The 14009-nt window shown below is 62.2% G+C and carries 13 protein-coding genes; 8 read left to right on the top strand and 5 right to left on the bottom strand.

Annotated features, from left to right (window positions below):
* Positions 1–242 precede the first annotated feature (242 nt).
* Positions 243–2012: an AMP-binding protein gene (locus L6963_RS09415; RefSeq protein WP_237207450.1), complete on the top strand. Its 1770-nt coding sequence runs from the start codon at positions 243–245 to the stop codon at positions 2010–2012.
* Between the two features lie 107 nt (positions 2013–2119).
* On the opposite strand, the gene L6963_RS09410 is transcribed toward L6963_RS09415, so the two are convergent.
* Together L6963_RS09410 and L6963_RS09405 are read right to left on the bottom strand one after the other, a co-directional pair.
* Positions 2120–3205 carry an enoyl-CoA hydratase/isomerase family protein gene (locus L6963_RS09410; RefSeq protein WP_237207449.1) on the bottom strand — a complete coding sequence of 362 codons (1086 nt, stop codon included), beginning with the start codon at positions 3203–3205 and terminating at the stop codon, positions 2120–2122.
* Between the two features lie 12 nt (positions 3206–3217).
* A complete protein-coding gene (locus L6963_RS09405; RefSeq protein ID WP_237207448.1) occupies positions 3218–4717 on the bottom strand; it encodes a CoA-acylating methylmalonate-semialdehyde dehydrogenase in 1500 nt (499 codons plus the stop codon).
* Positions 4718–4919: 202 nt separating this feature from the next.
* Between L6963_RS09405 and paaA the strand changes: the two genes are divergently transcribed.
* From paaA to L6963_RS09370, 7 genes are all read left to right on the top strand, one after another.
* Entirely contained in the window at positions 4920–5942 is a 1023-nt protein-coding gene (gene paaA, locus L6963_RS09400; RefSeq protein ID WP_237207447.1) for a 1,2-phenylacetyl-CoA epoxidase subunit PaaA, read from the top strand.
* Positions 5943–5944: 2 nt separating this feature from the next.
* On the top strand, positions 5945–6256 hold the full coding sequence (gene paaB, locus L6963_RS09395; RefSeq protein ID WP_135013116.1) for a 1,2-phenylacetyl-CoA epoxidase subunit PaaB: 312 nt from the start codon (positions 5945–5947) through the stop codon (positions 6254–6256).
* Positions 6253–7080, top strand: a complete 828-nt coding sequence (gene paaC, locus L6963_RS09390) for a 1,2-phenylacetyl-CoA epoxidase subunit PaaC (protein ID WP_237207446.1) — start codon at positions 6253–6255, stop codon at positions 7078–7080. The genes paaB and paaC overlap by 4 nt, the downstream gene beginning before the upstream one ends.
* A 210-nt stretch (positions 7081–7290) precedes the next feature.
* Entirely contained in the window at positions 7291–7752 is a 462-nt protein-coding gene (gene paaD / locus L6963_RS09385; protein WP_237241435.1) for a 1,2-phenylacetyl-CoA epoxidase subunit PaaD, read from the top strand.
* Positions 7753–7768: 16 nt separating this feature from the next.
* A complete protein-coding gene (gene paaE, locus L6963_RS09380) occupies positions 7769–8920 on the top strand; it encodes a 1,2-phenylacetyl-CoA epoxidase subunit PaaE (protein ID WP_237207445.1) in 1152 nt (383 codons plus the stop codon).
* Positions 8921–8933: 13 nt separating this feature from the next.
* Positions 8934–9704, top strand: a complete 771-nt coding sequence (locus L6963_RS09375; RefSeq protein ID WP_237207444.1) for an enoyl-CoA hydratase/isomerase family protein — start codon at positions 8934–8936, stop codon at positions 9702–9704.
* 301 nt (positions 9705–10005) lie between these two features.
* Entirely contained in the window at positions 10006–11076 is a 1071-nt protein-coding gene (locus L6963_RS09370) for an S-layer homology domain-containing protein (protein WP_237207443.1), read from the top strand.
* A gap of 190 nt (positions 11077–11266) precedes the next feature.
* On the opposite strand, the gene L6963_RS09365 is transcribed toward L6963_RS09370, so the two are convergent.
* From L6963_RS09365 to hpaD, 3 genes are read right to left on the bottom strand one after another with little or no spacing between them, the layout of a single operon-like run.
* Positions 11267–12073 carry an HpcH/HpaI aldolase family protein gene (locus tag L6963_RS09365; RefSeq protein WP_237207442.1) on the bottom strand — a complete coding sequence of 269 codons (807 nt, stop codon included), beginning with the start codon at positions 12071–12073 and terminating at the stop codon, positions 11267–11269.
* Positions 12058–12843 carry a 2-oxo-hept-4-ene-1,7-dioate hydratase gene (gene hpaH / locus L6963_RS09360; RefSeq protein ID WP_237186708.1) on the bottom strand — a complete coding sequence of 262 codons (786 nt, stop codon included), beginning with the start codon at positions 12841–12843 and terminating at the stop codon, positions 12058–12060. The genes L6963_RS09365 and hpaH overlap by 16 nt, the downstream gene beginning before the upstream one ends.
* Positions 12844–12852: 9 nt before the next feature.
* On the bottom strand, positions 12853–13959 hold the full coding sequence (hpaD, locus tag L6963_RS09355; RefSeq protein WP_237207441.1) for a 3,4-dihydroxyphenylacetate 2,3-dioxygenase: 1107 nt from the start codon (positions 13957–13959) through the stop codon (positions 12853–12855).
* Between the last annotated feature and the right edge of the window lie 50 nt (positions 13960–14009).

Genomic DNA, 14009 nt, shown 5'->3' with positions numbered 1-14009 from the left:
GGTTCACCCGCGCTTCTTGTGTGAGTCAAGCCATATTTAGCTCTGAATGTACTCCACCTTGGGGGCCGCCGGGTAGCTTTTGGGGGAATTAATTGGTTCGTTACGCGCAGACAGGCTCACTGTCGTTGATTTTTCCACAGGGTCTTGGCAGGGGCGCCACCCCTCCCCTATAGTGACTCACAGCACCCAATCGTGACCCATGCCACTATTTTTGTGTGGTTTATTGCCGAAAGAGGTTACTCATGAGCGTTACCGAAGAGTTCCGCACCATTCGCGATCAGCTTGTTGCCCTGCGCGAGGACTATGCCGCCGCGCGCGAACAGTTCACCTGGCCCCGGTTTGAGCATTTCAACTTCGCCCTCGACTGGTTTGATCAGGTAGCTGCTAGCGAGGAACGCAAGGACGCCCCCGCCCTGATTATCGCGGAGCAGGACGGTTCCAGCGTGAGCGTGAGCTATGCAGAAATGTCTCAGCGGTCATCGCAGGTGGCTAACTGGCTACGGTCGGTAGGCGTGAAACGCGGCGACCGTGTGATTCTCATGCTGGGCAACCAGGTAGAGCTCTGGGAGCTTATGCTCGCCGGCATTAAGCTGGGCGTTATTCTCATGCCCTCCACCGAGATGCTTGAGCCGGTTGACCTCGACGAACGCATCAGCCGTGGCACGGTCGAATGGGTCATTACCAACAGCAAGAACGTGCCCAAATTCGAGCGAGTTGAGGGCAACTTCACCGTGATCGAAACAGACGGTAAGACCGAGGGGGCCCTGACCAAGCACCCCCACCTGAACTACCTGGATGCGGCGTCCGCTCCCACCGATTTCACCCCGGATGCCCCCACCCGGGGCGACGAGCCCCTGCTCTGGTACTTCACCTCGGGCACCACCTCACGGGCCAAGATGGTGGAGCACACCCACACCTCCTACCCGGTGGGCCACCTTTCGACCATGTACTGGATTGGTATGGGCCCCGGTGACGTGCACCTGAATGTGGCTTCACCCGGCTGGGCCAAGCACGCCTGGTCCAACATTTTCACCCCCTGGATTGCTGAGGCAACCGTCTTTATCTACAACTACTCCCGTTTCGACGCTGCCGCCCTCATGCAGAACATGGAGAAGTTCGGGGTCACCAGCTTCTGCGCCCCGCCCACCGTCTGGCGCATGCTCATTCAGGCTGACCTGAGCCAGCTGGCAACCCCGCCCACCAAGGTCGTTGCTGCAGGTGAACCGCTGAACCCCGAAGTAATTTCCAAGGTGAAAACCGCCTGGGGTGTGGATATTCGAGACGGCTTTGGGCAGACCGAGTCCACCGTGCAGATTGCCAATACACCCGGCCAGCCCATCAAGATTGGTGCTATGGGCAAGCCCCTGCCCGGCTACGACATTGTGCTGATTGACCCGGCTACCGATGAGATTTCTGAAACCGAGGGTGAGATTTGCATCCGCCTGGGCGATGCCCGCCCACTGGGCCTCATGACCCAGTACAAGGGGGACCCCGAAAAAACCGAGGACACCATGCGCGGGGGCTTCTACCACACCGGCGATATTGCCGAGCGGGACGAGAACGGGGTGCTCACCTATGTAGGCCGTGCCGACGACGTCTTCAAGGCCTCCGACTACAAGCTCTCCCCCTTTGAGCTGGAGTCCGTGGTCATTGAGCACCCGGCTGTGGCTGAGGCTGCGGTGGTTCCCTCACCCGACGAGATCCGCCTGGCTGTGCCCAAGGCCTACATTGTGCTGGCCGCTGGGCACGAGCCAACGGCTGAGACCGCGAAGGATATTCTCAAGTACGCCCGCGACCACCTGGCCGCCTATAAGCGGGTGCGCCGCATCGAGTTCTACGAGCTACCCAAGACCATTTCGGGCAAGATTCGCCGCGTGGAACTGCGGGCCCGTGAGAACGAGTTCCACGGCCGCCACGGCGAGAAGACCGCCGCGGCCCTGGCCGCTCGCACCACTACCGAGGGCTACGGCCACGAGTTCGCCGACGCGGACTTCCCAGACCTCAAAGGCTAGGCGAGCTATCTTTCTCTACAACGAATGTGACTCATATTCCCAAGCGGGCGTTAAAACAACACCCTTTCGGGAATATGAGTCACATTCGTGGTGGGGTGACTGCATCTTTAGGCTAGGCCCAGTTCCCCCGCCTCCGTGGGGGTGAAGAAGGCCAGGACGTCCTCGCGCGAGACCTCAGCCAGGCTGGCAGGGGACCACTGCGGGTTGCGATCCTTATCCACCACCTGGGCCCGGATACCCTCCCGCATATCGTGATGAGCCAGGGCGTTACAGGAGGTCACAAAGTCCTGATTCAGGGTCTCAGCCAGGCTCTGCTCACCGGCCCGGCGCACAGCTTCCAGAGCCACCTTCATACCGGTCGGCCCGTTCTTCTGCAGAGCCGCCAGAACCGTACCGGCGAACTCGGCGCCGCCTGCCCCCGAATCAGCCACCGCCTGGACCTTCTCAAGGATTTCCTCAACGGTATCAGCGGCAAAAGCACCCTCAACCCAGTGGGCGTTCTCCACGAGCTGGGAGGCAGGTGCATCAGCCGCAAAGCCCTCAATGACGCGGGTGACGGCGTCCGCCCCCTCAACATTCTCAAGGGCAGCGACCAGGTCATCGAGCTTCTCAGACGGCACGAAATAATCAGCCATGCCAACGACGAGCGCGTCCGCCCCGGTCACATGCAGGCCGGTGACGGCCATGAGGGTGCCCAGGTTCTGCGGGGCGCGGGCCAGGATGTTGAGGCCCCCCACGTCGGGGCAGAAGCCGATGACGGTTTCGGGCATACCGGTGCGGGTGCGTTCGGTGACGATGCGGTGGGAGCTATGGGCTGAGACGCCCACGCCGCCACCCAGCACCAGGCCGTCCATGAGGGAGATGAAGGGCTTGGGGTAGCGGGCGATGCGCAGGTCGAGGGTGTATTCCACTCGGAAGAAGTCCACGCCCTGATCCGGGTTTTCGCCGGTGGCCTTGTAGAGGGCCACCACGTCACCACCCGCACAAAGACCCCGTTCACCGGCGCCGCGCAGCAGCACGGCGGTGATGCCGGCGTCCTGTTCGAAGTCGTCCAGGGCTGCATTCATCAGCTCCATCATCTCGGCGTTGAGGGCGTTGACCGCGCGCGGGCGGTTAAGGGTGATAACCCCCAGGCTGCCGCGTTTTTCGGTCAGGACGCTCTCGGTCGGCTGGGTGCCGGGCGTATCGGTCACGGTGGGCCTCCTTTAGTTGCCGGTGGGCATGACGAAGCTGGCGCCCTCTTTAATACCGGAGGGCCAGCGGGATGTTACCGTCTTGGTCTTGGTATAGAAGCGGAAGGCGTCGGGCCCGTGCTGGTTGAGGTCGCCGAAGCCGGAGGCCTTCCAGCCGCCGAAGGTGTAGTAGGCGATCGGCACGGGGATCGGCACATTCACACCTACCATACCCACATCGACGCGGCGGGCGAATTCGCGGGCGGTATCGCCGTCGCGGGTGTAGATAGCTACGCCGTTGCCGAACTCGTGGTTAGTGGGCAGGGCCAGGGCTTCTTCGAAGTCATCAACGCGCACTACCGACAGCACAGGACCGAAGATTTCTTCGCGATAGATAGACATATCGGTGGTGACCTTATCGAAGAGGGTAGCACCGACGTAGTAGCCGCCCTCGTGGCCTTCGACCTTGACTCCGCGGCCGTCCACCAGGAGCTTAGCGCCCTCCTTCTCACCGGCGGCGATGTAGCCCTCGATGCGTTCCAGGGCGCTGGCGGCTACCACGGGGCCGAAGTCAGCCTCGGGGTCAAGGGCGTGACCGACCTTGAGGGTCTTAGTGCGCTCGACCAGTTTTTCGACCAGGGCGTCGGCGGTTGCCTGGCCGACGGGAACGGCCACCGAGATAGCCATGCAGCGTTCACCGGCAGAGCCGAAGGCTGCACCGATCAGGGCATCGGCTGCCTGGTCGAGGTCGGCGTCGGGCATGATGATCAGGTGGTTCTTGGCACCGCCGAAGCACTGGGCGCGCTTGCCGGTGCGGGCTGCGTGCTCGTAGATGCTCTGGGCGATGGGGGTGGAGCCCACGAAGCCAACAGCCTTAATACGGGGGTCATCGAGCAGGGTGTCAACGGCCTCCTTATCGCCGTTGACCACGTTGAAGATGCCGTCGGGCAGGCCGGCCTCGGTCCAGAGCTCAGCCAGGCGCAGGGGCACGGAGGGGTCACGCTCTGAGGGCTTGAGGACGAAGGCGTTACCAGCTGCGATCGCAGGGCCGCACTTCCAAAGGGGAATCATGGCCGGGAAGTTAAAGGGGGTGATACCAGCGACCACACCCAGGGGCTGACGCATGGAGTACACGTCGATGCCGGTGCCTACGGAGTCGGAGTATTCGCCCTTGAGTAGGTGGGGGGCGGCGGTGGCAAATTCGACGACGTCAAGGCCGCGCTGGATATCGCCGTGGGCGTCGGCTACGGTCTTGCCATGTTCGAGCGAAAGCATCTCGGCCAGTTCGTCGGCATTCTGGTTGACCAGGTCCACGAAGCGGTGCAGAATACGGGCGCGCTTCTGGGGGTTGGTAGCAGCCCACTTGGCCTGGGCTTCTGCGGCGTTGGCGATAACATCGCGCACCTCATCAGCGGACGCCAGGGGCACCTGGGCCTGCACCTGGCCGGTGCTGGGGTTGTAGACATCGGCGAAACGACCTGAGGTTCCGGGGCGATGGGCGCCGCCGACGTAGTGGGTTAACTGCTTCGTCATCGAAGCCTCCTTCCGTGAGGGCGCACAGATTTCTGTGCATCAGCTCACACGATACAGAAAAAATAGACGGGTGCATAGAGGCCAATCCCAAGATTACGCTTGACCGTGATGTGCCCAAGACTATATTCTGAACGAACGGTCAGTAATTAGTGCAGATGGGGCTGCCTCGCCCCGAGCAGCCCGCACCCGCAAGGAGCCAGACATGACTTCAACGACGAAGAACCCCGACCTCTCCCCCGTCGCCGACGCCCCCGCCCAGGCGGGCAAAAACGTCCTCAACGAAGAAGCCGAGCAGGCCTACTTCGACAAGCTCATCGCCGACGACTCCCGCGTCGAACCCCGCGACTGGATGCCCGAAAAGTACCGCAAGACCCTCACCCGCCAGGTCTCCCAGCACGCCCACTCCGAAATCATCGGTATGCAGCCCGAAGCCAACTGGATTACCCGCGCCCCCTCCCTCAAGCGCAAGGCCATTCTCATGGCTAAGGTACAGGACGAAGCCGGCCACGGCCTCTACCTCTACTCCGCCGCCGAAACCCTCGGCACCCCCCGCCACATCCTCAACGAGCAGTTGCTCGAAGGCCGCGCTAAGTATTCCTCTATCTTTAACTACCCCGCCCGCACCTGGGCAGATATGGGCGCTATCGGCTGGCTGGTCGACGGGGCCGCTATCTGCAACCAGGTGCCCCTCTGCCGCGCCTCCTACGGCCCCTACGGCCGCGCCATGGTTCGTATCTGCAAGGAAGAATCCTTCCACCAGCGCCAGGGCTGGGAAATCCTCTACGAACTCTCCCACGGCACCCCTGCCCAGAAGAAAATGGCCCAGGACGCCGTCAACCGCTTCTACGGCCCCGCCCTACAGATGTTTGGCCCGCCGGACGCCGACTCCCCCAACTCCCAGCAGTCCATGGCCTGGAACATCAAGCGCTTCTCCAACGATGAGCTGCGCCAGCGCTTCATCGACATGCTAGTCCCCCAGGCAGAAGCCCTCGGCCTCACCCTGCCCGACCCCGACCTCAAATGGAACGAAGAACGCGGCCACTACGACTACGGGCCCCTGGACTGGGACGAGTTCAACTCCGTCATCTCTGGTAACGGCCCCTGCAACGTCCAGCGCATGCAGCGCCGCCGTGCCGCCCACGAAGAAGGCGCCTGGGTGCGCGAAGCCGCCGCCGAATACGCCCGCAAAACCGCAGAACAGCACTCCGAACTGCTAGGAGCCTAACCATGACCGAGAACATCGCCCACCTACCCGAATCCAACGAATGGCCCCTCTGGGAGGTCTTCGTCCGGTCCTCCCGCGGCCTCTCCCACGTACACGCAGGCTCCCTGCACGCCCCCGACGCCACCATGGCCCTGCGCAACGCCCGCGACCTCTACACCCGCCGCAACGAGGGCACCAGCGTCTGGGTTGTACCCGCCGAAGCTATCCTGGCATCCGACCCCGACTCCAAGGGCGGCTTCTTTGAATCATCCCAGGGCAAGAGCTACCGCCACGCCACCTACTACACCAAGAGCGAAGGGGTAAAGCACCTATGAGTTACGCATCCTTCGAATCAGCGACCCGCCACAGCGAGGGCGAATCCATCGTCGCCGAAGATATCGCAGCTTCCGGTGTGCAGGCCAGCGAAGAGGTAGCCCGCTACGCCCTGGCCCTGGGCGACGATGCCCTCATGCTGGGCCAGCGCCTGGCCCACTGGATTTCCCGGGCCCCCGAACTCGAAGAAGACATCGCCCTGGGCAACATCGCCCTCGACCTGATCGGCCACGCCCGCTTCTTCCTCACCTACGCGGGTACCGCCTGGGGTAAGACCGAGGACGATCTGGCCTACTTCCGCGACGAAGAAGAGTTCCGCTCAGCCCGTCTGGCAGAACAAGAAAACGGTGATTTTGGGCAGACCATCGCCCGCCAGCTCATCTTCAGCTACTACCAGTACGAGCTCTACTCAGCCCTGGTGAAGTCTGAAGACCCCACCCTGGCCGCCATCGCAGCCAAGGCCCTCAAAGAGGTCGCCTACCACCAGGACCACGCCACCGCCTGGGCTCTGCGACTGGGCATCGGCACCGAAGAATCTAACCGCCGCATGCAAGAGGGCCTCTACTACATGTGGCCCTACATCGACGAACTCTTCTACGACTTCGAGGACGCCGCAGCCCTCCCCGGAGTGGCCGTCCTGCCCTCCACCCTGCGCGAGAACTTCGAAAAGCGCCTGCACGCCATCATCGAAGAAGCCCAGCTGAAGGTACCCGACGTGCCCCAGGCCCGCGGCGGCGACCGCTCCGGCCAGTTCTCCGAAGCCCGCGGCCATATCCTCACCGAACTTCAGGTCCTCGCTCGCGCCCACCCCGGCGCCACCTGGTAGTTCCCAGCCGGCCCAGCACAAGGAGGTGCACCCGTGAACACCCGCAGCGAGCGTCCGCCCCGCCATTGCTCAGACAGCAGCGCCCTGACCAGCGAGCAGGCCAGCGCCGGAGTCGATTTCAGCTTCGGCTTCGACACCGACTCCGGCTACACCGCCCCCGCCCTAGAAACCGAGAGCTCCGTACCTGCCCCCGAGGGGTCGGACGCCGCCCTGTGGGAACTTGCCGCCCGAGTCGCCGACCCCGAAATTCCCGTTCTTTCCATTGCTGACCTTGGGATTCTTCGGGCCACCCGCTACGAGGGCGACCAGCCGGTTGTAGTTATTACCCCCACCTACTCCGGCTGCCCGGCCATGGACGCCATTACCACCAACGTCCGCCGGGTCTTCACCGACCACGGCTACCCGGCCCCGCGCGTCGAAACGGTGCTCTCCCCCGCCTGGAGCACCGACTGGATGAGCGAGGCCGGCAAGGCTCGCCTTGCCGAGTACGGCATCGCCCCGCCCACCGGCACAGCTGCCGCGGGCCCCGTGAGCCTGGGTCTGGCCGTCAAGTGCCCCCGCTGCCACTCCCTGGCCACCCGCGAACTCACCCGCTTCGGCTCCACCTCCTGCAAGGCCCTCTACCAGTGCCAGGCCTGCTCCGAGCCCTTCGACTACTTCAAGATTCACTAGACCCGAGGAAGACGCCATGACCGACACCAGCACCCGCCGCCGCGCCACCTTTAACACGCTGACCGTGGCGGGCGTCCGCAAACTCACCAAAGACTCAGTCGAAGTCACCTTCGCCGTGCCCGACGAGCTCGCTGCCGACTACGACTACCTGCCGGGCCAGTACGTCGCCCTGCGCGCCCAGATTGACGGGCAGGAAGTCCGCCGTTCCTACTCCATCTGCGCCGAACCCACCCCCGGCGAAATCCGCGTCGCCATCAAGCGCGACTTCGGTGGCCTCTTCTCCAACTGGGCCAACGACACCCTCAAACCCGGCTACCAGATCGACGTCATGAACCCCCAGGGTGCCTTCGTCTCCAAGAGCACCATCACCAGTCTGAATAACCCCGAAAAAATTGCTGAGGACGCCGCAGCAGCAGGTCGCGAGCACATGGTCGCCTTCGCCGCCGGTTCGGGTATCACCCCCATCATCGCCATCGCCCGCACCGTGCTCAAGGCCAGCCCCACCAGCACCTTTGACCTGGTCTACGCCAACAAGTCGGCCATGGACGTCATGTTCGCCGAAGAAATCGGCGACCTCAAGGACCGCTACCCCACCCGCTTCGCCGTGCACCACGTGCTCTCCCGCGAACAGCGCATCAACCCGCTCATGAGCGGCCGCATCGACGACGAGAAGCTCAACGCCATCTTGGACCACGTCATTCAGGTGGACAAGGCCGACGAGTGGTTCCTCTGCGGCCCCTTTGAACTGGTGCAGCTCTGCCGCGACACCCTCGCCGAGCGCGGTGTGCGCGAGGACGACGTCCGCTTCGAACTCTTCACCACCGGCAAGCCCGAAACCCCCGCAGGCCAGCAGGGCCGGGCCGTGGAAGCTGACCCGTCTGGTGCCAACTACACTATTTCCTTCAACCTGGACGGCACCTCCTCCTCCGTTGAATCCCCTATCTCTGCCAACGAAACCATCCTCAACGCCGCCCTGCGCGTACGCGCCGACGTGCCCTTCGCCTGCGCCGGTGGCGTCTGCGGAACCTGCCGCGCCAAAGTGGTTTCGGGTGGCGTCAAAATGGAGGAAAACTACGCCCTGGAAAAGGACGAGGTCGATGCCGGCTACATTCTCACCTGCCAGACCCGCCCCTGCTCCGACGCCGTAACCGTGGACTTCGACGCCTAGGAGGGGAAGAACCTTGATTGATCTGACCATTGAGGGCGCTGTCGCCGAGGTGGTGCTGAACGCCCCCGAAAAAATGAACGCCGTCAACGAGGCCGCCCTGGCCGAGCTCTCTGCCGCCTACGACGAGGCAGCTGCGGCGGGCGTCCGCGCCCTGCTTCTGCGCGGGGAGGGGCGCGGTTTCTGCGCCGGGCGCGATATCGCCGGTCTGGTACCTGCCGAGGACGACGCCTACGCCTACCTGGCCGGTCAGGTAACCCCGCTGCTGAAGAAGATGAGCGCCTTCCCTGCCCCGACCTTTGCGGCGGTGCAGGGTCCCTGCCTGGGTGTTGGGCTGGGTCTGGCTATTGCGACGGACGTGGTCTATGTGGCTGAGAACGCCAAGATTGGCTCCCCCTTTGCCAACCTGGGCGCCACCCTGGATTCTGGTGGGCACGCCCTCTTTGTGGAGCGGCTGGGTGCCCACCGGGCCCTGGACCTGATTTATACGGCTGATCTGATTTCTGGGGCTGAGGCGGTGGCTGCTGGGCTCTTTAGCCGGGCTGTTCCTGCTGAGGAGCTCCTAGACTTTACCCGCGAGAAGGTGGCCAAGGTGGCCGCCGGGGCGACCGGGGCTTTTGTTGCTTCGAAGCAGTTGGTGGCCCAGGTGCGAGACGCCCGGGTGGGCCTCTGGGAGTCTGTTGAAGCTGAGAACAAGGCCCAGGGGGAGCTGTGCTCCTCTGCGGACTATGCCGAAGGCTTCGCCGCTTTCACAGAGAAGCGGACGCCGGTGTTTCGGGGTAGGTAAGCGTCTGGAACGCGAAATGCGGGGTTTCCTTCTAACTGCGGTTCTTTCTGCTGCATCTCGAAGGAAACCCCGCATTTCGTGCGTCTGGGAGGTGGCATAAAAAGAAGGGGCATGGATAAAGGTAAAAGCGCTCCATCACCCAGCATCAAAGGGCTAGTAACCAGCATAAGCAAGGTAAATCCATATTTATCCCCCAGTATTTACTCAGCTTAAGGCCTCCACCTCGATAGAATGTAACCAGGCACACGGTACCGTCTGGCGCCCCTGCCTTTATTACTCACACCATTTCGTGGAGGTTCCCATGACACAACTGAATCGTCGTCATTTACTGACCATCGGCTTAGCCGGTGGCACCCTGGCAACCGCAAACGCATTAGTTAATGCCCCTGCAGCCCATGCTTCTTCCTACTTCGAAGACGTTCCCAGCACTCACCCCTTCCGTCGAGAGATTGATTGGATGTATTCCAATCGAATTTCAACAGGCTGGACTGATCCCGCCCGCAGGTATAGACACTACTACCGACCTTATGAGAACGTAGCCCGCGATGCCATGGCAGCCTTCCTCTACCGACTTTCCGGCAGCCCTGCCTACACGCCACCGACGCGTTCCCCCTTCCGTGATGTCCGTCCCGGTGATCAGTTCTATAAAGAAATGTGTTGGCTCCGTCAGACCGGTATCACTACTGGCTGGCCTGACGGTACTTTCCGCCCTCTGTGGTCCATTAACCGTGACGCCATGGCAGCCTTCCTCTACCGCCTGGCCGGTAGCCCCCGATACACCCCCTACAAGCGCTCACCTTTCCGAGATGTTCCAGCAAACTCCCAGTTCTATAAAGAGATTTGCTGGATGAGAGACACCGGTATCTCTACCGGTTATGACGATGGTACCTACCGTCCGTTAGAACCCGTTAAGCGTGACGCTATGGCCGCTTTCCTCTACCGTTACAGCGAGAATCATAACGTTTTGTGGCCGTGGAAGATTACCTATAGAGATGTTGACGGTAGCTCCACTTCCTTTAGGACTATTGTTACCAGCGGCGGGTACACCTATCGTGACTCACCTTACCTGCATATGAGTGTTGGTAACACCAGGACGGCCTCTTTTAAGGTGCCTAAGAATGCAGGTGTCTTCACTTGTGGCCTGGGGTTAGATGTCGACGAAAACGCTATCTTTGATGTCAAAATTATGGTTGATGGACGTGAAGTTTTTAAACGTACCGTTAACCATGGCAACAACGTCCCTGTGAACGTTAACGTCCGTGGGAAGTCTTCGGTGCACGTTGTTGCCACAGCTACCCGCAAGATTAACACTTCAAGCTACAACGGGTGGGGTAGCCTCGTCATGGGCAATGCCGCTTTCGATCGTGAATAGTAAGAAGGCGTGTTCAGGGTGAACATCAAACCAAGTAGTTGCTAGCTACTTGTGAAATGTGGAACCCTATCAGCTCTATAAAATGCGGGGTTTCTTTCGAACTGCGGTTCTTCCTACCGCATCTCGAAGGAAACCCCGCATTTCGTGTGCCTGGGAGGTGGCATCAGGGGCAGGACGCTGAGGCGCGGCCCTAGTAGCCCACATCGGCGGAGCCGGGGGTGGCGTCCTGAATGAAGCGGGCGGCCAGCTTCTTAGACTCCAGGGCCAGGAGCTGCACGTCGGCGGCCACCAGAATAAAATCAGCACCGGCAGCCAGGTAGTCCTCAGCCTGCGCCGGGTCAAAGGCATTCACGCCCACCTTCACCCCGGCGGCGCTAGCTACCTCAATCACCCGCTTCACAGCATCCACCACCTGCGGATGATTCTGCTGGCCCAACAACCCCATAGAGGCCGCCAAATCTGAGGGGCCAACAAAAACCCCAGCCAGGCCGTCCACCGCGCAAATCTCCTCAGCATTAGCCACGGCCGCCGCAGACTCAATCTGCACAAAAAGCGAAATGTACTTCTCAGCCTCGGTCAGGTAGCCAGGCACCCCGCCCCAACGGGCTGAACGGGATAGGGCAGAGCCCACCCCTCGCACCCCCGCCGGAGGATAACGGGTAGCAGCGACCGCGTCCTGGGCCATCTGGGCGGTATCGACCATGGGAATGAGCAGGTTCTGGGCACCGGCGTCCAAGAACTGCTTAACAGCGACAACGTCCAGGGAGGGCAGGCGCACCATGGTCTGAACCGGGTAGGCGGCCGTCACCTGCAGGAGCTGCTGCACCGTCTCAAGGCTGGCAACCCCGTGCTCCCCGTCAATGAGTAGCCAGTCCAGGCCGGAACCGGCGCAGATTTCAGCGGCCACCGGTGAACCTGAGCAGACCCACATGCCCACTGCGGGGCGTCCGAGGGTGTGCAGGTGCTGGCCGAAGGGCTTATCTAGACGAAGCGACATGTTACTGCCCCTAAGTCCCCGTAGTCGGCGTGGACGGTATCACCCGGGTGCACCCACATGGGCTTGGTGAAAGAACCGGCCAGAATAATCTCACCGGCTGTGAGGGAATCCCCGTGGGCAGCCAGCTTGTTGGCCAGCCAGGCAACACCGTTGGCCGGGTGGTTCAGGACGGCGGCGGCTACCCCGGTATCTTCAATCTGCTCGTTGCGGTAGAGCAGGGCTGAAACCCAGCGCAGGTCAATAGAGGCCGGGTCAACCGGGTTGCCCCCATAGACCATGGCACCCAGGGCAGCGTTATCGCTGATGGTGTCGACGATGGTGCGGCCCTCCATCTCAATGCGGGAGCTCAGAATCTCTAGGGCTGGAACCACATATTCGGTGGCCCGCAGCACGTCGAAAATGGTGACGTTGGGGCCGGTCAGGTCGTCCTTGAGCACGAAAGCCAGCTCAACCTCAATACGCACGTTGGAGTACTGGGAGTGCTCAATGACCGAGCCGTTTTCGTAAACCTGGTCGGCGAAGATCGCCCCGTAGTCGGGCTCGGTAATGCCGGTGGCCTCTTGCATGACTTTGGAGGTCAGCCCGATTTTGCGGCCGATAAGGCGGCGGCCAGCGGCCTCACCCCGGGCCCGCCACATGTTCTGCACCGCGTAGGAGTCCTCAACGGTCATGTCGGGGTAGGTGGCGGTCAGGCGCGGAATCATGGTGCGATTGGCCTCGGCCTCGGCCAGGTCATCGGCAATTTTGGTGAGCTGTTCTTTGGTGAGCATAGAAAACCCCTACAGCTGGTGCCCCAGCTTGTATTCGCCCTTCTTCCAGTCGGGCATGTCTTCTTCGCCGGCGCGGGTGTAGGAGAAGCCGTCGGCGCCGATGGTCTGTTCCATTTCGGAGTCGTCGGTGCGTTCAACCAGGGGCACGAGGTTGCCGTCGAGGTCGAGCACGCGGGAGGCGTCAGTGTACCAGGAGGGGACGACGGGGGTGCCCCACCAGTCGCGGCGCTGGTTGTCGTGGACATCCCAGGTGACGCGGGGGTTGTCGGGGTCGCCGGTGTAGTAGTCCTGGGTGTAGATTTCGACGCGGTGGCCGTCGGGGTCGCGTAGGTAGAGGTAGTAGGCGTTGGAGACGCCGTGGCGGCCGGGGCCGCGTTCGATGTGGTCGGAGAGACGCAGGGCGCCGAGCTTGTCGCAGATGGCGATGATGTTGTGCTTTTCGTGGGTGGCAAAGGCGACGTGGTGCATGCGGGGGCCGTCGCCGCCGGTCATGGCGGTGTCGTGGACGGTGGGCTTGCGGCGCATCCAGGCGGCGTAGGAAGTGCCGGCTTCGTCCTGGATGTCTTCGGTGACGCGGAAGCCCAGGTCTTCCATGTATTCGATGGCTTTGGGGACGTCGGGGGTGACCTGGTTGAAGTGGTCGAGACGGACGAGGGCGCCGGGGGTGTGGAGTTCGTAGCGCCAGGCCAGGCGTTCGACGTGCTCCACCTCGTAGAAGAATTCGTAGGGGAAGCCGAGGGGGTCGAGCACGCGCACGGAGTCGCCGAGGCCCTTGACGAAGCCGTCCTTCTTGCGGCGCACCTCGCAGCCGCGGGCGGTGTAGAACTTTTCTGCCTTATCGAGGTCTTCGGGGGTGCGGACGCGGTAGGAGAAGGCCGCCACAGCCGGAACGTCTCCCTTGCGCAGGATCAGGTTGTGGTGGATGAACTCTTCGAGGGAGCGCAGGTAGATGGTGTTCTCGTCTTCTTCGGTGACGACGAGGCCGAGCACGTCGACGTAGAAATTGCGGGAGCGTTCGAGGTCGGTGACAACCAGTTCCATGGAGGCGCAGCGGACGATGTCGGGTGCGTTCTGGTCGGGCACGATGACGGGGTAGTCAACAAAGGTAGGTGACATGGTTTTGCTTTCTTGGGTGGGGCGGTCGCCGGGAGGCTACGGTGCCTACC

Source organism: Rothia nasimurium (assembly GCF_928392795.1).
In the GTDB taxonomy this organism is placed as follows: Bacteria; Actinomycetota; Actinomycetes; order Actinomycetales; family Micrococcaceae; genus Rothia; species Rothia nasimurium_F.
Note: the sequence above shows the minus strand (reverse complement) of the source record. Positions and strands in the feature narration are given on the sequence as shown.

Coding starts and splice junctions, on each gene's coding strand:
- L6963_RS09415 (WP_237207450.1), top strand. CDS start 243: ATGAGCGTTACCGAAGAGTTCCGCACCATTCGCGATCAGCTTGTTGCC.
- L6963_RS09405 (WP_237207448.1), bottom strand. CDS start 4,717: ATGACGAAGCAGTTAACCCACTACGTCGGCGGCGCCCATCGCCCCGGA.
- paaA (WP_237207447.1), top strand. CDS start 4,920: ATGACTTCAACGACGAAGAACCCCGACCTCTCCCCCGTCGCCGACGCC.
- paaB (WP_135013116.1), top strand. CDS start 5,945: ATGACCGAGAACATCGCCCACCTACCCGAATCCAACGAATGGCCCCTC.
- paaC (WP_237207446.1), top strand. CDS start 6,253: ATGAGTTACGCATCCTTCGAATCAGCGACCCGCCACAGCGAGGGCGAA.
- paaE (WP_237207445.1), top strand. CDS start 7,769: ATGACCGACACCAGCACCCGCCGCCGCGCCACCTTTAACACGCTGACC.
- L6963_RS09370 (WP_237207443.1), top strand. CDS start 10,006: ATGACACAACTGAATCGTCGTCATTTACTGACCATCGGCTTAGCCGGT.
- L6963_RS09365 (WP_237207442.1), bottom strand. CDS start 12,073: ATGTCGCTTCGTCTAGATAAGCCCTTCGGCCAGCACCTGCACACCCTC.
- hpaH (WP_237186708.1), bottom strand. CDS start 12,843: ATGCTCACCAAAGAACAGCTCACCAAAATTGCCGATGACCTGGCCGAG.
- hpaD (WP_237207441.1), bottom strand. CDS start 13,959: ATGTCACCTACCTTTGTTGACTACCCCGTCATCGTGCCCGACCAGAAC.